The sequence below is a fragment of the Amnibacterium soli genome (assembly GCF_039544415.1).
Taxonomy (GTDB): domain Bacteria; phylum Actinomycetota; class Actinomycetes; order Actinomycetales; family Microbacteriaceae; genus Amnibacterium; species Amnibacterium soli.
The window spans coordinates 113,730-131,768 of record NZ_BAABLP010000001.1 but is presented as its reverse complement, the minus strand read 5'-3'; the positions used below and the strand labels follow the sequence as shown (position 1 = coordinate 131,768).

The following is an 18,039-nucleotide window of genomic DNA, read 5'->3' as shown; positions in this document are numbered from 1 at the left end:
GGGCCGGACCGCACCTGCAGCGGTCCGGTCCGGCGCCTCGATCCGTCGGAGGATCCCCGTGACCGCAGTACCCGCCCGCGCCGCCGCGCGCCGGCGCCCGGCGCGCATCCGCGCCGCGCAGACGAGAGCCGCCTGGATCCTCGTGATCCCGTTCCTGGTGATCTTCGCGGCGTTCTTCATCGTGCCGCTCGTCTACTCGCTCTACATCAGCCTCTACAGCTCGCAGCTCGTGGGCGGCGAGGTCTTCACCGGCTTCGGCAACTACGCGCGGGCGCTCCAGGACCCGGCCTTCTGGGGCGGCCTCGGCCGCGTCGCCCAGTTCCTGCTGATCCAGGTGCCGATCATGCTCGTGGCCTCGATCTTCCTGGCCCTCGCGTTCGACTCCGGCCGGGTGCGCGGCAGCAAGATCGTGCGGCTGCTCGTGTTCGTGCCGTACGCGGTGCCCGGTGTCGTCGCCACGCTGATGTGGGGCTACCTGTACGGCACCGACTTCGGCCTGATCACCCAGGTCTTCGAGGCGCTCGGCCTGAGCGCGCCGAACCTGCTGTCGGCCCAGAACGTGCTCGGCTCCACGATGAACATCGTCTGCTGGGAGTTCATCGGCTACAACATGATCATCCTGTACGCCGCCCTGCGGTCGGTCCCGACGGAGCTCTACGAGGCCGCGGAGATCGACGGCGCCGGCCAGTTCCGCCTCGCCTGGAGCGTCAAGCTGCCCGCGATCCGGCAGGCGATCCTACTCACGGTGATCTTCTCGATCATCGGGTCGTTCCAGCTGTTCAACGAGCCCAACCTGCTCGGGGCCATCGCGCCGAGCTCGATCGGCAACTCCTTCACGCCGAACCTCTACGCCTACAACCTCGCGTTCAAGAGCCAGGAGATCAACTACGCGGCCGCCATCGCGTTCCTGCTCGGCATCGTGATCATGGTCGTCTCCTTCGTCGTGCAGACCCTCACCAACCGGAAGGAGCGCGAGCGATGACCGCCGCGCCTGTCGTCACCGAGGCCGCTCGGACCGTGCCCGCCGCGAGGACCAGGCGGCGGGTGGTCGAGCGCAGCAAGCGCCGCAGCAACTTGCTGACGGTCATCGTCTGGGTCACGATCGTCTACTTCCTCACCCCGCTGGTGTGGCTGGCGATCTCGACCACCAAGGAGAACGGCGACCTGTTCTCGACCTTCGGCCTGTGGTTCGGCAACAGCTTCCAGTTCTTCGCCAACGTCGGCTCGCTCTTCACGTTCCAGGGCGGCGTCTTCTGGCAGTGGATGCTGAACACGGTGATCTACGCCGTCATCAGCGCGGTCGGCGCGGCGGCGACCGCAACCGCCACCGGCTACGCGCTGGCGAAGTACCGGTTCCGCGGCTCGACCGCGGTGTTCAGCGTGATACTCGGCTCGATCATGGTGCCGCTCACCGCGCTCGCGCTGCCGACCTACCTCCTGTTCGCCGCGGCGAACCTGACGGACACGATGTGGGCGATCATCCTGCCCTCGCTGGTCAGCCCCTTCGGCGTCTACCTGATGCGCGTCTACGCGGCCGACTCGGTCGACGACAGCATCCTCGAGGCCGCTCGGATCGACGGCGCGGGCGAGTTCCGCATCCTCACGACGATCGGCGTGCGCCTGATGGCACCCGGCATCGTCACCGTGGTGCTCTTCCAGCTCGTCGCGACGTGGAACAACTACTTCCTGCCGCTCATCATGCTGAACTCCCCGTCGCTCTTCCCCGTGACGGTCGGGCTGGCGCAGTGGCAGGCAACGGCCTCCGCGGGCGGCGGTGCGCAGGTGCTGTTCTCCACCGTGCTGACCGGCTCGTTCGTGTCGATCCTCCCGCTGATCGTCGCGTTCCTGTTCCTCCAGCGGTACTGGCAGTCGGGTCTCGCGACCGGCGGCGTGAAGGGATGACCATGGACCGCATCTGGTACGGCGGGGACTACAACCCCGAGCAGTGGCCGCGCGACGTCTGGGACGACGACGTGCGCCTGATGCAGCGCGCCGGCGTGACCGTCGCCACGGTCGGCGTGTTCTCGTGGGCGCGGCTCGAGCCGCGCGACGGCGAGTTCGACTTCGAGTGGCTCGACGACGTGCTCGGCCGGCTGCACGCCGGCGGGGTGCGCGTCGACCTCGCGACGGCGACCGCCTCGCCGCCGCCCTGGCTGGCGCTCGCGCACCCCGAGATGCTGCCCGTCACGGAGGAGGGCGTGCGGCTCTCCGTCGGGTCCCGCCAGCACTACTCCCCCTCCTCCGCCGTCTACCGGCGGTACGCGGACCGGCTCGTCCGGGCGCTCGCGGAGCGGTACGCCGGCCACCCGGCGCTCGAGGCGTGGCACGTGAACAACGAGCTCGCCTGCCACGTGCCGCGCGACTTCTCCGACGAGTCCGCGGCCGCGTTCCGCACCTGGCTGACCGCGAAGTACGGCACGGTCGAGACGCTGAACGAGGCGTGGGGCACGCAGTTCTGGTCGCAGGGGTACTCCTCCTTCGAGGAGGTCATGCCGCCACGGGCGGCACCGACGTTCCGGAACCCGACGCAGCTGCTCGACTTCGATCGGTTCTCCTCGGACGCCTGGCTCGGCGTGTACGAGGCGGAGGCGGCGATCCTCCGCGAGGTCTCCCCCGGCGTGCCGATCACGACCAACTTCATGGGCTTCTTCAAGGGCCTCGACTACTGGCGGCACGCGGAGGCGCTCGACTTCATCAGCGACGACCACTACCCGGACCCCGCGGACCCGGCGGCACCGGTGATCGCCGCGGCGACGCGCGACCTGATCCGCTCACTGGCGGGCGGGCCGTGGATCCTCATGGAGCAGGCGACGTCCGCGGTGAACTGGCGGAGCCGGAACGCGGCGAAGCCGGACGGGATGCATCGGCTGCTGTCGCTGCAGGCCGTCGCGCGCGGCGCCGACGGGGTCATGCAGTTCCAGTGGCGCCAGTCGAAGGCGGGTGCGGAGAAGTTCCACTCCGGGATGGTCCCGCACGCCGGCGAGGACTCCCGGATCTTCCGGGAGACCGTCGCGCTCGGCGAGGAGCTCGGCGGCCTCGCCGACGTCGTCGGCAGCCGTCAGCAGGCGCACATCGCGGTCCTGTTCGACTGGGACAGCTGGTGGGCGCTCGAGCAGGAGGCGACCCCCTCCGACCTCGCCTACCCGATGGTCGTGCTGCGCTGGTACCGCGAGTTCTGGCGGCGCGGGGTCCTGGTCGACTTCGCGCGGCCCGGCACCGACCTGTCGGGCTACGCGGTCGTCGTGGCGCCGGCGACGCACGTGCTGTCCACCGATGCGCTCGAGGGCCTCGCCGCGTACACCCGATCGGGCGGGCGGCTCGTCGTCGGGTACCAGACGGGGATCCTCGACGAGCAGCTGCACGTGCACCTCGGCGGGTACCTCGGCGCGCTGCGCGACGTGCTCGGGATCCGCATCGAGGAGTTCGCGCCGCCCGCCGAGCCGTCGATCTCCGGCGGCGCGCTGCCGACGCTCGAGATCGCGGGCCTCGCAGCCGGCACCGCGGAGGAGTGGGGCGAGGTCGTGCGCGTCGACGACGCGGAGGTGCGCTCGACGTTCGTCGGCGGGATGCTCGACGGCCTCCCCGCGATCACGCGGAAGGCGTCCGGAGACGGCACCGCCTGGTACGTCGCGACGGCGCCGGAGGACCTGGCGGCCGTGGTGGACGAGGTGCTCGACTCCGCGGGCGTCGCGCCCGAGGTGCCCGACCTGCCCGAGGGCGTGGAGGCGGTGCGCCGCGGCGACCGCCTCTTCCTCCTGAACTGGAACGCGACGGAGACGCGGGTGGGCGACGAGACCCTCCCGCCGAGGGGCGCCGCGATCCTCCGCGACTGACCCCCTTCGAAGTTGCCGGTTCGGACACGTTTCTCGTCGCAGAACGTGTCCGAACCGGCAACTCGTCCACGCGGAGGAGGCGATTCCCTCCTCCCCAAGGCGCGATCGAGGGCGTCTCGCCCGGAGGCACGGCTCGCGCGCACGAGGGTTCGCGTGCGCGGGCACCCTCCTCGTCATGTCGGCCGATCCGCTCGAACCCCTCCTCGATCGCCCGTTCACCACGGCCGAGGCGCGGGCCGGAGGAGTCGGGCGTCGGCGCGTCCACAGCAGCCGGTTGCAGCGCCCGTTCCGAGGGGTGCGGACCGTCGTCGAGCCCAGGACGGTGCTCGAGCTGTGCGCGAGCTACCTGCCCAGGATGGCGCCGCATGAGTTCTTCAGCCACGCCACCTCCGCGCTGATCCACGGGATGTGGCTGCCGCTCCCCCTCGAGCAGCGGCTCGAGCTGGACGTCGCCGTGATCAAGCCGCACCGGGCGCCGCGCGACGCGCGGGTGCACGGCCACCACCTGATCGAGCGACCGTGGCTCGTCGTCGAGCGGCGCGGCATGCGCACGGCGAACGCCGTCGAGACCCTCTGCCAGCTCGCGACCGTGCTCGATGACGACGACCTCGTGGTCGCGGCCGAGAGCCTGCTCCCGCCGCGGCGGACGTCGAGCGCCGTCGAGCTCGATCGCATCCAGGCCGCGTTCTCGGACCCGGACCGTCGCTCGTCGCGGCGGCTCGCACGGGTCGCGCCCCGGATCCGGGTCGGCTCGCGCTCGGCGCAGGAGACCCGCGTCCGCCTCCTGCTCGTGGCAGCGGGACTGCCGGAGCCGCGGATCAACCAGCTGTGGACCGGGCCCGACGGGGGCACGACGGAGGGCGACCTCGTCTACCCGGAGCAGCGGGTGTGGATCGAGGTCGAGGGCGACCAGCACCGCACCGACCGGGCGCAGTGGCGCAAGGACGTCGTCCGGTACGAGCGGCTGACCGACTTGGGCTGGCGCGTCGTCCGCATCACGGCCGACGACCTGCGCCTCCGGCCCGCCGAGACGGTCGAGCGCGTCCGCCGTGCCCTCCTCCGCGCCCGTTGAGGCCGGAAGTTGCCGCTTCAGACACGCTTTCGGCGGGAGAACGTGTCCGAAGCGGCAACTTCTGCAGGAGGCGGGGCTAGAGGGAGGCGACCGCCGCGCGCTCGACCGCGAGGCCCGCGGAGTAGCGCTCGAGGTACGCCGCGAACGCGCGCACGTCCTCCTCCGCCGGCTGCACCTCGCGGAACTCGGCGGCCGCGAACACCTCGTCGCGGAGGTAGGTGCTGAGGTCCGTCGGCGCGCCGGAGGCCGTGTAGGCCGCGAGCACCGCGATGCCCCACGCGCCGCCCTCGGCCGCGGTCTCGCCGACGGCGACGGGCGCCGCGAGCGCGCCCGCGAGGAAGCGCTCGGCCACGCCCGGCGTCCGGAACAGGCCGCCGTGCGCGAGCATGCGGTCGAGCCGCACGCCCTCGGAGGCGAGCACCCGCATGCCGAGCGCGAGGGTGCCGAAGACGCCGTAGATCTGCGCGCGCATGAAGTTCGCGAGCGTGAAGCGGCTGTCCGGGGTGCGGACGACGAGCGGGCGCCCCTCGTCGAGCCCGACGACGGGCTCCCCCGACAGCAGGTTGTAGGCGAGCAGGCCGCCCGCGTCGCCGTCGCCCTCGAGCGCCTCCCGGAACAGCACCTCGAAGACGCCGTCCGTGTCGACGGACGAGCCGGAGGCGGCCGCGAAGCGGCTGAACAGGCCGGCCCAGGCGCCGAGCTCGCTGGCGCCGTTGTTGCAGTGCACCATCGCGACGGGGTCGCCGGAGGGGGTGGTGACGAGGTCGAGTTCGTGGTGCTGCTGCCCGAGCGGCCCCTCCAGCACCACCATCGCGAACACGGAGGTGCCGACGCTGACGTTGCCCTCGCGCGGCGCGACGGAGTTCGTCGCGACCATGCCGGTGCCCGCGTCGCCCTCGGGCGGGCAGAGCACCGCGCCGTGCTGCAGCGCGCCGGTCGGGTCGAGGAACGCGGCGCCCTCGGGCGTCAGGTGCCCCGCATCGCGGCCGGCGTCGAGCGCCTCGGGCAGCAGGTCCCGCAGCCGCATCCCGGGCACCCGGTCGGCGACGAGCGAGTCGAAGCGCTGCAGCAGGTCCTCGTTGTAGTCGTGCGTGGCGCTGTCGATCGGGAACATGCCGGAGGCGTCGCCGACCCCGAGCACGTGCTTCCCGGTCAGCCGGCGGTGCACGTACCCGGCGAGCGTGGTGAAGGAGGCGATCGACGCCACGTGCGGCTCCGCGTCGAGGACCGCCTGGTACAAGTGTGCGACGGACCAGCGCATCGGGATGTTCACGCCGAACAGCTCGCTCAGCTCCGCCGCCGCGGGACCGGTGGACGTGTTGCGCCAGGTCCGGAACGGGACGAGCAGGCCGCCGTCGGCGTCGAACGGCAGGTAGCCGTGCATCATCGCGGAGACCCCGACCGCGCCGAGCCGCTCGATGCCGACGCCGTAGCGGCGCCGCACGTCCTCGGCGAGCTCGCGGAACGCGGCCTGCAGACCGGTCTCGACGTCCTCCATCGAGTAGGTCCACACGCGATCGACGAAGCGGTTCTCCCACTCGTGGCCGCCCGCGGCGATCACGACGGCGGGGTCGTCGCCGATGAGGCACGCCTTGATGCGGGTCGACCCGAGCTCGATGCCGAGGGAGGCGCGGCCGCCCACGATCGAGTCCCGCGCGGTGTCCTGCGCTGCGTCGCTCATGCGCCGCTCCTTCCTGCACCCCGCGTCCGCGCGGGGATCATCCGATCATCGTGTCGTCGCCCGCTTCAGAGCGCGAGGTCCGCGCCGACCCGCAGCCGCCAGACGGCTGCGGGCAGCACGAACGGGGCGAGGCACGGCTCCGCGCTCGCGCGCAGCCGCTCCCACTCCGTCTCGACGGCGTCGAGGATCGCGAGGCGCGGCACGTCCGGGAGGTGCTGCGCGACGCGCTCCACGAGCTCGTCGAAGTGGCTCACAAGCCGCGGGCGAGCCGGTGGTACGCCGCGTTCCACTGCACCTCGCGCTGGAAGGAGCGCACGGTGGTGTCGGCGTCGATGATCAGCAGCTCGGTCTCCGTCATGGCCGCGAAGTCCTCCCACACGTCGACGCCGACCGCGGTCGTCATCACCGTGTGGTGCGCGGCGCCGGCGGTCAGCCAGGCGGTGGCGGAGGTGCGGAAGTCGGGCTCCGGCTTCCAGACCGCGCGCCCGACGGGCAGCTTCGGCAGCGCCTCCGGCGGCGTGACGACCTCGACCACGTTCGCGACGAGGCGGAACCGGTCGCGGATGTCCGACATGGCGACGACGACGGCGGGGCCGGCGTCGGCGTTGAAGACCAGGCGCACCGGGTCCTCCTTGCCGCCGATGCCGAGCGGGTGCACCTCGAGGCTGGGCTTCGCGGTGGTGAGGGAGGGGCTGACCTCGAGCATGTGCGCGCCGAGGATCAGCTCGCTGCCCGGCGTGAGGTCGTAGGTGTAGTCCTCCATCAGGCTCGCGCCGCCCGGCAGGCCCGCGCCCATGACGTTCGCGATGCGGACGAGCGCCGCGGTCTTCCAGTCGCCCTCGGCGCCGAAGCCGTAGCCCTCGGCCATCAGGCGCTGCACCGCGAGGCCGGGCAGCTGCTTGAGCGCGCCGAGGTCCTCGAAGTTCGTGGTGAAGGCGCCGAAGCCGCCCTCCTCGAGGAAGGAGCGCAGCCCCAGCTCGATCGCGGCGCCGTCGCGGAGGGACTGCCGGCGCTCGCCGCCCTCCTGCAGCTCGGGCACGACCTGGTAGAGGCGGTCGTACTCGGCGACCAGCGCGTCGACGTCCGCGTCGGCGACCTGCGCGACGCGGTCGGCGAGCTCGTTGACGCCCCAGGTGTTGACCTGCATGCCGAAGCGGATCTCCGCCTCCGTCTTGTCGCCCTCGGTGACGGCGACGAAGCGCATGTTGTCGCCGAAGCGCGCGAGCTTCAGGGCGCGCGCGGCGGTGCGGCCGGCGGCGGCGCGCTGCCAGACCTCGACGCGGGCGCGCACGGCGGGGTCGGACACGTGGCCGACGACGGTCGTGCGGGGCACGCCCATGCGCGACTCGATGTAGCCGAACTCGCGGTCGCCGTGCGCGGCCTGGTTCAGGTTCATGAAGTCGAAGTCGATCTCGGACCACGGCAGCGCGACGTTCGCCTGCGTGTGGAGGTGGAGCAGCGGCTTCTGCAGCGCGGTCAGGCCGCCGATCCACATCTTCGCGGGGCTGAAGGTGTGCATCCAGGTGATGACGCCGATCACCGAGTCGTCGCTGTTCGCGTCAAGCATCGCGCGGCGGATCGCCTCCGCGTCGGTGAGCACGGGCTGCCAGTCGATGCGCACGGGCACGCCGCCCGCGAGCTCGTCCGCGATCACGCGCGACTGGTCGGCGACCTGCGCGAGCGTCTCGGGCCCGTACAGGTGCTGGCTGCCGGTGAGGAACAGGACCCGGTACGAGTCGAGGGTGGTGTCGAGCTGAGGCATGGTCCTAGTCCTGTCCTGCGTTCCGGGCGGTGTCGCTGTCGAGACGGGTGTCCGTGGACTGCCCGTAGACGTTCTGGTAGCGGTCGAAGAGGCGGTCGATCGCCTCCTGCGGGATCGGCACGGGCTCGCCCAGCTGGCGGGAGACGTGCACCGAGCGGGCAACGTCCTCGACCATGACGGCCGCCTTCACGGCGTCCTTCGCGTCCTTGCCGATCGTGAAGGGGCCGTGGTTGCGCATCAGCACGGCGCGCGAGCGGTGGCCGGACAGCGTCTCGACGATGCCGCGGCCGATGGAGTCGTCGCCGATGATCGCGAACGGGCCGACCGGGATCGGGCCGCCGAACTCGTCCGCCATGGCGGTGAGCACGCACGGGATCTCCTCGCCGCGCGCCGCCCAGGCGCAGGCGTAGGTCGAGTGCGTGTGCACGACGCCGCCGATGTGCGGCATGTGCCGGTACACGTAGGCGTGCGCGGCCGTGTCGGAGGAGGGGCTGCGCTCGCTGCCCGGGGTGCCCTCGACGACGTTCCCGTCGAGGTCGCACAGGATCATGTTCTCGGGGGCCAGGTCGTCGTAGCCGACGCCCGACGGCTTGATCACGAACAGGTCGGCGCCGGGCACGCGGCCCGAGACGTTGCCGCCGGTCCAGACGATGAGCTCGTAGCGGACGAGCTCGGCGTGCAGCGCGGCGACGTCCTGCCGGACGGTCGCGATCGCGTGCTCGACCTCGGGGGAAAAAGCCATCGCATCTCCATCGACGAGTGAGCGCTCACCCTACCAGCAGCGCTCCGCGCGCGGTACTCCCGGCGACGCGCGGTCGGCATGCGGACCGCGCGTCGCCGCAGCGACCGCGCGACGTCAGGAGCGCGGTGCTGCGGTGGAGGCGCGGACGACGAGCTCGGGCAGCTGCGGCGCCGCGTCGGCGGGCTCGCGCTGCGCGAGCAGGTCGTCGACCCGCGCCATCAGCCCGCGGCCGAGCGCGCCGAAGTCCTGCCGCAGGGTGGTGAGCGGCGGCGGGAAGAACGCCGCCTCGGGGATGTCGTCGAAGCCGACGACGCTCACGTCCTCGGGCACGCGGACGCCCGCGTCGCGGAACGCCGCCAGCAGGCCCAGCGCCATCTGGTCGTTGGCCGAGAACACCGCCGTCGGCGCGCCCTGCTCCGCGAGCGCCCGGCCCAGCCGGTAGCCGGACGCCGAGCCCCAGTCGCCGCGCAGTACCTCCGGCAGCACCAGGCCGAGGCGCTCCGACGTCGACCGCCAGCCCTCGATGCGCTGGTCCGCCTCCGTCCACCCCTCCGGGCCGCCGACGTGCACCACCTCGCGATGGCCGAGGGCGGCGAGGTGCTCGACCGCGAGCGCCGCGCCCCGCTCGTCGTCGACCGTCACGGCGGAGGCGCCGGGCACCACGTCGACGCTCGTCACCACGGGCACCCGGCCCGCGATGTCGGCGAGCGCCGCGCCGACCGCGGGCCCGGGCGCGACGACGACCACGGCACGCGGGTCCTGCGCGAGCAGCGTCTGCCCGGCCTTCCGCAGGTCCGCCGCATCCGCGCCGTCGTCGGTCGCCGCGATCGCGACGTCCCAGCCGCTCGCGCGCGCGGCGGCGTTGAACCCGTTGGCGATGCTGGCCGGGCCGTAGAAGGGCATGCCGACGACGACGAGCCCGATCGTGCGCGTGCGGCGCCGGGCGAGCGCCCGCGCCGCGGCGCTCGGACGGTAGTCGAGGGCCTTGATCGCCTCGTCGACCCGCTCCCGCACCGCGGGCCGCACCGTCGCGTCGCCGTTCAGGACGCGGGAGACCGTCTGGTGCGACACCCCCGCCGCCTTCGCGACGTCGAAGATGTTCGGCACGGGCGCGAGTGTAGGGCTCAGGCGCGACCCGAGGCCCGGTCCGACAGCCTCGCGGCGAGCGCGAGCACCTCGGTGCGCAGCGCCTCCGGCTGCTCGATCCGGAACGGCGCGTCGAGCAGCGCCAGCACCCCCGCGACCCAGTCGAGGCGGGCGGCCTCGAGCACGACCCGGATCCACCCCTCCTCCCCCGCCTCGTCTGCAGGCAGGGGTTCGAGGATCGCGATCGACCCGGGCAGGCGCCGTCGGATGCGCTCCTCCGGCGCGCGGATCAGCACCCGCACCGAGAAGTCGCGCGGCGTGCTCGCGAGGGCTGCGAGCACCTCCCGCACCGGGTCGGCGTCCGGCGGCGCGGTGAACCGGCCCCCGCCGACCGCGACCCGCTCGAGCCGGTCCATGCGGAAGGTGCGCACGGCGTCGGACGCGGAGTCGAGGCCGACGAGGTACCAGCGGCCCTCGTGCTCGACGACGCCCCATGGCAGCACGGTGCGATCGGAGGCGGACCCGTCGCGCCGTCGGTGTCGGATGCGCAGCGGGCGCCCCTCGCGGACCGCGGTGCCCGCCGTGAGCAGCGCCTCCGTCGACGCCGAGGCGGGCGGTGCCGGCACGGCCGCGGTGGTGCGGACGACGAGCAGACCCGGCACCCGGTCCGCGAGCCGCGCGGGCAGGCTGCGGCGGACCTTCGCGGAGGCGGTCTCCGCGGCGGTGCGGGTCGCGGCGGAGGGTCCGGTGCGCGCGGCGCCGGCGAGGCCGAGCACGACGGCGACCGCCTCGTCGTCGGTCAGCATCAGCGGCGGCAGCCGGGAGCCCGCGCCGATCCTGTAGCCGCCGTACCGCCCGCGCACGGCCTCGACCGGCACCTCGAGCTCGAGCAGGTGCTCGACGTCGCGGCGCACCGTGCGCTCGTCGACGTCCAGCCGCGCGGCGAGCTCGGCCGCGGTGCGGACACCGCCCGCTTGCAGCAGCTCGAGCAGCGCGAGCACGCGAGCGGTGGGGCGCGCCATGCGAGCAGTGTTCCACCGATACCGGGCGGCTCCTGCCCGGCATCCCTCCTACCGTCGGCCGCACCGACCCGAAGGAGCACCTCGTGCAGTTCGCATCCGCCCGCATCATCACCGACGACGTCGACCGGTCCGTCGCGTTCTACGAACGCCTGCTGGGGCAGCAGGCGGAGCGGCCGGCGCCCGTCTTCGCGGCGTTCCGCGGCTCGTCCGGCACCCTGGCGATCGGGCACCGGGCCACGGTGCCCGTGCCGGGCTTCGCCGCGTCGCACGACGGCGTGCTCGTCGAGCTCCAGGCGGAGACGCCGGAGGCGGTCGACGCCGTGCACGAGCGGATGCGCGACGCCGTCGAGGTGGTGCAGCCTCCGACGGACATGCCGTGGGGCAACCGCTCGCTGCTGCTCCGCGACCCCGACCGCGTCCTCGTCAACGTCTTCGCCGCACTGCAGTAGACCGTTTCATCGTCACGGAGTCCTGGCGGCGCCAGGACTCCGTGACGATGAAACGCCTCCGGCCTACGCCTCGCGCTGCTCGGGCGAGCGGGTGGCCGTGATCGAGGTGTCGCGCTCGATCGCGTCGCCCAGCACCTCGTCGATGCGGCCCAGCAGCTCGGCGGGGATCTTCACGCCGGCGGCCTTCGCGTTCTCGGTGACCTGCTCCGGGCGGGAGGCGCCGATGATCGCGGTCGCGACGTTCTCGTTCTGCAGCACCCACGCGACGGCGAGCTGCGCGAGCGACAGGTCGAGCTCCTGCGCGATCGGCTTCAGGTCCTGCACGCGCTGCAGCACGTCGTCGGTCAGCCAGCGCTTGATGAAGTTCGCGCCGCCCTTCTCGTCGGTCGCGCGGCTCCCCTCCGGGTGCGCCTGACCGGGCACGTACTTGCCGGTGAGCACGCCCTGCGCGATCGGCGACCAGACGACCTGCGAGATGCCGAGCTCCTTCGAGGTCGGCACGACCTCGCCCTCGATGACCCGCCACAGCGCCGAGTACTCGGGCTGGTTCGAGATCAGCTGCACGCCGAGCTCCTTCGCGAGCGCGGAACCCGCGCGGAGCTGCTCGGCGGTCCACTCGGAGACGCCGATGTACAGCACCTTGCCCTGGCGGACGATGTCGGCGAAGGCCTGGAACGTCTCCTCGAGCGGCGTGAAGTGGTCGAAGCGGTGCGCCTGGTAGAGGTCGACGTAGTCGGTGCCGAGCCGCGTGAGCGAGCCGTCGATCGACTCGAGGATGTGCTTGCGCGACAGCCCGACGTCGTTGTGGCCCTTGGGGCCGGTCGGGCCGAAGACCTTGGTGAAGATCTCGATCGACTGGCGGCGGGTGCCCTTCAGCGCCTCGCCGAGCACGGTCTCCGCGCCGGTGTTGGCGTACACGTCCGCGGTGTCGAACGTCGAGATGCCGGCGTCGAGCGCCGCGTGCACGCTCGCGATCGCGCGGTCGTTCTCCACCTGGCTCGCGGCCGTCACCCAGTTGCCGTAGGTGATCTCCGAGATCTTGAACCCGCTGTTGCCGAGGTACCGGTACTCCATGACACACGTCCTTCCGACTTCGTTGGCGTCGCGCACAAACTACGTCGCGACCCGTCGGGGCTCCTGGGTGCGCGATCCGGGAGGGGGGCGGGCGGCGCCGCGGCGGTTCCGGCAGCCTCCGTCGGCTCCGGCAGCGGATCAGGCCCGGAACGACCGCCGGAACCGACCGAGCACTGCGGGAGCCGACGCCCGGCCGGCGGACGGGTGCGGCTGGTCAGTGCGGCGGCGCGAGGCGGGCGCGCAGCTGCTCGACGTCGAGGTCGGGCTGCGGGTACTGCGGATCGAGCTCCGCGAGCGTCTCCCGCAGCAGCTCCGCGACGGCCCAGTTGCGGTACGTCTTGTGGTCCGCCGGCACGACGTACCAGGGGGCGGCCTCGGTGCTGCAGCGCTCGAGCACGGCGGCGTAGGCGGCCTGGTACTCGTCCCACCGCGCCCGCTCGTCGATGTCGCCCGCGTTGAACTTCCAGTGCTTGTCGGGTCGGGCCAGGCGCCGCAGCAGGCGCTCCCGCTGCTTGTCGTACGACACGTGCAGGAACACCTTCAGCACGGTGGTGCCGCCGTCGACGAGCTCCTGCTCGAAGGCGTTGATGACGTCGTACCGGGCGTCGATCTCCTCCTTCGGCGCGAGCGCGTGCACGCGCGCCACGAGCACGTCCTCGTAGTGGCTGCGGTCGAAGACGCCGATCATGCCCGGGCGGGGCAGGCGCTTGCGGATGCGCCAGAGGAAGTCGTGCGCGAGCTCCTCCTCCGTCGGCTTCTTGAACGCCGTGTACTCGACGCCGATCGGGCCGAAGACGCCGACCGCGTGCGTGACGACACCGCCCTTGCCCGCGGTGTCCATGCCCTGCAGCACGAGCAGCACCCGGCGCTGACCGCCGCCGGTCGACTCCGCCACAGGCGCTCCTGCAGGTCGGCCGTCGCGGCGAGGTCGTGCTCCATGACGGCCGACTTCGGCGCGAGCGGCCGGGCGGCGGCGTCGAAGCCCGCGGGGCTGATGGGACCGTGCGGCACGCGCAGCGCGTCGCGGAGGGAGGCGTCCTTGCTCACGGGGAGCAGGGTAGGCCTCTCCCCGGATCAGAGTCCCGACGCGGCGAACGCGATGACCTGCGTCACCTGCCCGGTGCTGAAGTTGTCGTCGGACACGAGCACGACCAGGCGGCGCCCGTCGTGCAGCCGCGGACCGACGGTGATGCCCTCGACGTTGTCGATGCGCGGCAGTCCGTGCACGGCGGCGAGGTCGACGACGAGCCGCTTGCGCATCGCGGTCATGGGCGCTGCGGCGAGCGCGTCGCGGCCGAGCACGTCGGTGGCGCGGGAGGCGTCGGCCTCGAACACGCGGATCTTGTTGCGGGTCGTGAAGGCGCGCTCGAGCACGAGGAAGCGGCCGCCGCCGAGCGCCGCGATGTCGCTGACCCCGTTCGTCGAGCCCGCGGGACCCGCCTCGAAGAGCGGCGACAGCGGGTACGCGTACTGGGCGACGGGCAGGCGATGCGCGGCGTCGTACTCGGTGAACCGCACGCGGGCGCCGTGGTCCGCGGCCGGGTCCTCCCCGTCCTGGTACAGCGGGTCCTCCATCGCGGCCCACAGCTGCGCGCCGTTCGGCGTGTACGACAGGCCCTCGAGCGTCTGGTTGCGCCGCGGCCCCACCTCCTGCGCGTTCATGTGCAGCTGCGGCGCGATCGGCAGCGTCGCCGTCGTGCGGCCGGAGGCGTCGGCGAGGCGGACCGCCGGGTCGCCGAGCGTGAGCGGCGACAGCACCCGCTCCCCCTCGCTCGACCAGGCGAAGCGGCGGTGCCGCGGGTCGACCGCGATGCCCTCGGGGTCGGGCGCGATCACGGCGCCGTCGGCGGAGGTGGGCGGGAAGGGGCTGCCGTCCGCCTGCCGCAGCGGCGCGGTGGCCTCGAGCCGCAGGGTCACCGCGCCGCGGCGGGCGCTGATCGCCGCCGTGTAGAAGCGGGCCGGGTCGATCTGCGACCGGTCGTCGCTGATGATCAGGTACTTCCCGGTGCGGGCGTCCCAGCTGATGCTGGACAGGCCGCCCACCGTGGTGCCCTCGAACTGCAGCGCGTTCGGCAGCTCGGTCTCGCCGAGGTAGGAGAACGAGACCGGCTCCGGCTTCGGATGCGCGCGCTCCTGGCTCGCGGCGGCGGGTACCGCGACGGCGCAGGCGAGCAGGGCGACGAGCGGGACGAGGAGGGCGCGGGGTCGCATGCGGACCACGCTCCCCCTCCTCCGGGGCGACCCGCCAGGGCGTTCCCGCGCTGTTCGACGGGCGTTCAGGCGGGCGGCGCCGAGGTCCGCGTGCAGCCGGGGGCGGGGAGGATGGAGGCATGCTCGACGACGAACTGATGCCCACCCGCACGCTCGGCCGCACCGGCCGCTCGGTCTCCGCCATCGGCCTCGGCACCTGGCAGCTCGGCGCCGACTGGGGCGACGTGTCGGAGGAGGACGCGCGCGCGGTGCTCGACGCCTCCGCCGCGGCCGGCGTCACCCTGTTCGACACCGCCGACGTCTACGGCGACGGCCGCAGCGAGTCGTTCATCGGCGGCTGGCTCGCCGCGAACCCCGGCTCGGGCGTGACGGTCGCGACGAAGATGGGGCGCCGCGTCGACCAGGTCGCGTCCAACTACGTGCTGGCGAACTTCCGCGAGTGGACGGACCGGTCGCGGAGGAACCTGGGCCAGGACACCCTCGACCTGGTGCAGCTGCACTGCCCGCCGACCGCCGTCTACGAGGACGACGCGGTGTACGACGCGCTCGACACCCTCGTCGAGGAGGGCGCCATCGCGGCCTACGGCGTCTCGGTCGAGGAGACCGCGCAGGCACTCACCGCGATCGCCCGCCCGCACGTCGCGAGCGTGCAGATCATCTTCAACGCCTTCCGGCTCAAGCCGCTCGACGAGGTGCTGCCCGCCGCGCAGGCCGCGGGCGTCGGGATCCTCGCCCGCGTGCCCCTCGCCTCCGGCCTGCTCTCCGGCAAGTACGACGAGCACACCGAGTTCGCCGCGAACGACCACCGCAGCTACAACCGCAACGGCGAGGCCTTCGACCAGGGCGAGACCTTCTCCGGCGTCGACTTCACCGAGGGCGTGGCGGCGGCCCGCCGCTTCTCGGAGCTCGTGGCCGACGAGGCGCCCGAGGGCACGACGCCCGCGCAGGCCGCGCTCGCCTGGGCCGCGCAGCAGCCGGGCGTCACGACGGTCATCCCGGGCGCGCGCAACGTGCAGCAGGCCGAGTCGAACGCGGCGAGCGGACGCCTGCCGCAGCTGAGCCCGGCGTTCGACGCGGGCGTGCACGCGATCTACGACGAGTTCTTCGGCGCCGCGATCCACGAGCGCTGGTAGCGGTCCGCCGATGACGACGGGGGCGGTGCTGCTGGCCGGCGGCGCCGGCTCCCGGCTCGGCGGCGTCGACAAGGCCGCGCTGCGGCTCGACGGCGCGACCCTGCTCGACCGGGCGCTCGATGCGCTCGCCGGGATGGAGGTCGTCGTCGTCGGGCCGCCCCGCGACCGGCCCGGCCTGCGGATCGTGCGGGAGGACCCGCCGCGCTCCGGGCCCGCCGCCGCGGTGGTCGCGGGGCTGCGGGCGCTGCCGGCGGTCGACGAGGTGCTGCTGCTCGCGGTCGACCTGCCCCGGCTGCCGGAGGCGGTGCCGCTGCTGCTCGCCGCCCCGATCGACACCGACGGCGCGGTCGTGGTGGACGCCGACGGCCGCAAGCAGTGGCTGCTCGCGCGATACCGAGCCGCCGCGCTCGAGGCGGCCGCCCAGGCGCTCCGCGACCCGACCGACCGGCCGCTGCGCGCGCTCGTGGGCGCGCTCGACGTCGCGTCCGTGCACCTCCCACCGGGCCTCGAAGCGGACGTGGATACCGTGGCCGATGCGCGGCGGGCCGGGGTGACCCTGCCGGGTGAGGAGGCGGGGATGACCGACGACGTGGGAGCCGCGCTCGAGACGTGGTGGGCGACGCTGACGCAGGCGCTCGGGCTCGAGGACGTGCCCGCGGACCGCGACGCGATCCTGGGGCTCGCGGGCAGGGCCGCGCACTCGGTCGTGCGACCGGCCGCACCGCTGACGACGTTCCTCGCCGGCTACGCCGCGGGCCGCGCGGGCGGCTCCGCGGCCGATGTGGCCGCCGCGATCGCGCGCGCCGACACGGCCATCCGGGGATGAGCGCCGCCGGTCTGCCCTGGGTCCAGGCGCGCGACCTCGCCGCCGCCTGGCCCGCCTCCGAACCGGTCGAGCTGCCGCTGCGGGACGCGGTCGGCGCGGTGCTCGTGGACGACGCGGTCGCACCGCGCGCGGTGCCGCACTACGACAGCTCCGCCATGGACGGCTGGGCGGTGTCCGGACCGCCGCCGTGGCGGATCACGGAGGAGGACGTGCTCGTGCCCGGCCAGGCGCACGCGGTCGTGACCGGCAGCGCGCTGCCCATGGGCGCCGCGGCGGTGGTGCCGATCGAGCGGGGTGCCGTGATCGACGGGCTGCTCGACGCGCACCCGCCGCAGCCGCACGCGCACGTGCGACGCGCGGGCGAGGAGGCGCCGCAGGGCGCCGTGCTCGCCGCAGCGGGGACGCGCCTGAGCCCGGCGCTCGTCGCGGTGCTCGCGATCGCAGGCCTCGACACCGTCCTGGCGCACCGGCGGCCAAGGGTCGCCTTCGTGCTCACCGGCGACGAGGTCGTGACGACCGGGCTGCCGGCCGCCGGTCGCGTGCGGGACGCGTTCGACCCGCTCCTCCCCCTCGCCGCGGTCGGCGTGGGCGCGGAGGCGCTGCCGCCCGTCCGCGTCGGCGACGACCCGCGGGCGATCCGCGAAGCCATCGCGTCGGTCGCGGAGGCGGACGTGGTCGTGACCGTCGGCGGCACGGGCCGCAGCGGAGTCGACCGGCTGCGGGAGGCCCTCGGCGACGCCGAGCCGGTGTTCGACGGCGTCGCGATGCGGCCGGGCCACCCGGCGCTGCTCGTGCGCCTGCCGGACGGCCGGGCGCTGCTCGGGCTGCCGGGCAACCCGCTCGCCGCGGTCTCCGTGCTGGTGTCCTTCCTGCCTCCGCTCGTCGACGCCGCGACGGGCGCGAACCGGCTGGAGGAGGTCGCCGCGCCGGTCGCGGTGGAGCTGCCCGGGTGGGACGGCGGCGTCTCGCTCGTGCCGTGCCGCTGGTCCGAGGAGGGGCTGGAGCCCGCCACGGGCACCCGCCCGAACATGCTGCGCGGGCTCGCCGCCTCCGACGTGCTCGCGGTCGTGCCGCAGGGCGGCGTGCCCGCCGGCGTCGACGCGCAGGTGCTCCCCCTCCCCTGGTGAGACCCCTGTCTTCATCGTCAC

General features: G+C 73.6%; 17 protein-coding genes. 8 read left to right on the top strand and 9 right to left on the bottom strand.

Annotation, left to right across the window (positions count from 1 at the left end):
- Nucleotides 1–58: 58 nt before the first annotated feature.
- The 4 genes from ABEA53_RS00665 to ABEA53_RS00650 all read left to right on the top strand — a co-directional run bounded on the left by ABEA53_RS00665 (nucleotide 59) and on the right by ABEA53_RS00650 (nucleotide 4,905).
- Nucleotides 59–982 (top strand): carbohydrate ABC transporter permease, encoded by a 924-nt coding sequence (locus ABEA53_RS00665; RefSeq protein ID WP_345478969.1) that lies wholly within the window; start codon nucleotides 59–61, stop codon nucleotides 980–982.
- Entirely contained in the window at nucleotides 979–1,902 is a 924-nt protein-coding gene (locus tag ABEA53_RS00660) for a carbohydrate ABC transporter permease (protein WP_345478968.1), read from the top strand. Before ABEA53_RS00665 ends, ABEA53_RS00660 begins: the two co-directional genes overlap by 4 nt.
- 2 nt (nucleotides 1,903–1,904) lie before the next feature.
- Nucleotides 1,905–3,833 carry a beta-galactosidase gene (locus ABEA53_RS00655; protein ID WP_345478966.1) on the top strand — a complete coding sequence of 643 codons (1,929 nt, stop codon included), beginning with the start codon at nucleotides 1,905–1,907 and terminating at the stop codon, nucleotides 3,831–3,833.
- A 175-nt stretch (nucleotides 3,834–4,008) separates the two neighbouring features.
- On the top strand, nucleotides 4,009–4,905 hold the full coding sequence (locus tag ABEA53_RS00650; RefSeq protein ID WP_345478965.1) for a DUF559 domain-containing protein: 897 nt from the start codon (nucleotides 4,009–4,011) through the stop codon (nucleotides 4,903–4,905).
- Between the two features lie 76 nt (nucleotides 4,906–4,981).
- Here ABEA53_RS00650 and ABEA53_RS00645 read toward each other — a convergent pair whose 3' ends face one another.
- The 6 genes from ABEA53_RS00645 to ABEA53_RS00620 form a co-directional block, all read right to left on the bottom strand.
- Nucleotides 4,982–6,586 carry a xylulokinase gene (locus ABEA53_RS00645; RefSeq protein WP_345478964.1) on the bottom strand — a complete coding sequence of 535 codons (1,605 nt, stop codon included), beginning with the start codon at nucleotides 6,584–6,586 and terminating at the stop codon, nucleotides 4,982–4,984.
- Nucleotides 6,587–6,651: 65 nt separating this feature from the next.
- Entirely contained in the window at nucleotides 6,652–6,840 is a 189-nt protein-coding gene (locus ABEA53_RS00640) for a hypothetical protein (protein WP_345478963.1), read from the bottom strand.
- Entirely contained in the window at nucleotides 6,837–8,348 is a 1,512-nt protein-coding gene (gene araA, locus ABEA53_RS00635) for an L-arabinose isomerase (RefSeq protein WP_345478962.1), read from the bottom strand. The genes ABEA53_RS00640 and araA overlap by 4 nt, the downstream gene beginning before the upstream one ends.
- Nucleotides 8,349–8,352: 4 nt before the next feature.
- Nucleotides 8,353–9,090: an L-ribulose-5-phosphate 4-epimerase gene (locus ABEA53_RS00630; RefSeq protein ID WP_345478961.1), complete on the bottom strand. Its 738-nt coding sequence runs from the start codon at nucleotides 9,088–9,090 to the stop codon at nucleotides 8,353–8,355.
- A gap of 114 nt (nucleotides 9,091–9,204) precedes the next feature.
- Nucleotides 9,205–10,197 (bottom strand): LacI family DNA-binding transcriptional regulator, encoded by a 993-nt coding sequence (locus ABEA53_RS00625; protein WP_345478960.1) that lies wholly within the window; start codon nucleotides 10,195–10,197, stop codon nucleotides 9,205–9,207.
- Between the two features lie 17 nt (nucleotides 10,198–10,214).
- Complete coding sequence (locus ABEA53_RS00620) at nucleotides 10,215–11,198, bottom strand: helix-turn-helix transcriptional regulator (protein ID WP_345478959.1); 984 nt, start codon at nucleotides 11,196–11,198, stop codon at nucleotides 10,215–10,217.
- Between the two features lie 83 nt (nucleotides 11,199–11,281).
- Here ABEA53_RS00620 and ABEA53_RS00615 point away from each other — a divergent pair, with 83 nt between their 5' ends.
- Nucleotides 11,282–11,647 (top strand): VOC family protein, encoded by a 366-nt coding sequence (locus tag ABEA53_RS00615; RefSeq protein WP_345478958.1) that lies wholly within the window; start codon nucleotides 11,282–11,284, stop codon nucleotides 11,645–11,647.
- 63 nt (nucleotides 11,648–11,710) lie between these two features.
- Here ABEA53_RS00615 and ABEA53_RS00610 read toward each other — a convergent pair whose 3' ends face one another.
- From ABEA53_RS00610 to ABEA53_RS00600, 3 genes are all read right to left on the bottom strand, one after another.
- Entirely contained in the window at nucleotides 11,711–12,721 is a 1,011-nt protein-coding gene (locus tag ABEA53_RS00610) for an aldo/keto reductase family protein (protein ID WP_345478957.1), read from the bottom strand.
- 214 nt (nucleotides 12,722–12,935) lie between these two features.
- Nucleotides 12,936–13,616 (bottom strand): PPK2 family polyphosphate kinase, encoded by a 681-nt coding sequence (locus ABEA53_RS00605; protein ID WP_345478956.1) that lies wholly within the window; start codon nucleotides 13,614–13,616, stop codon nucleotides 12,936–12,938.
- A 179-nt stretch (nucleotides 13,617–13,795) separates the two neighbouring features.
- Nucleotides 13,796–14,932 (bottom strand): esterase-like activity of phytase family protein, encoded by a 1,137-nt coding sequence (locus tag ABEA53_RS00600; RefSeq protein WP_345479652.1) that lies wholly within the window; start codon nucleotides 14,930–14,932, stop codon nucleotides 13,796–13,798.
- 137 nt (nucleotides 14,933–15,069) lie between these two features.
- Between ABEA53_RS00600 and ABEA53_RS00595 the strand changes: the two genes are divergently transcribed.
- The 3 genes from ABEA53_RS00595 to ABEA53_RS00585 are packed head-to-tail and all read left to right on the top strand — an operon-like array spanning nucleotide 15,070 to nucleotide 18,018.
- Nucleotides 15,070–16,065, top strand: a complete 996-nt coding sequence (locus ABEA53_RS00595; RefSeq protein ID WP_345479651.1) for an aldo/keto reductase — start codon at nucleotides 15,070–15,072, stop codon at nucleotides 16,063–16,065.
- A 10-nt stretch (nucleotides 16,066–16,075) separates the two neighbouring features.
- The gene (locus ABEA53_RS00590; protein ID WP_345478955.1) at nucleotides 16,076–16,891 is read left to right on the top strand and encodes an NTP transferase domain-containing protein; all 816 of its coding nucleotides are present in this window, start codon (nucleotides 16,076–16,078) and stop codon (nucleotides 16,889–16,891) included.
- On the top strand, nucleotides 16,888–18,018 hold the full coding sequence (locus ABEA53_RS00585) for a molybdopterin molybdotransferase MoeA (protein WP_345478954.1): 1,131 nt from the start codon (nucleotides 16,888–16,890) through the stop codon (nucleotides 18,016–18,018). Before ABEA53_RS00590 ends, ABEA53_RS00585 begins: the two co-directional genes overlap by 4 nt.
- The last annotated feature ends 21 nt before the right edge of the window (nucleotides 18,019–18,039 follow it).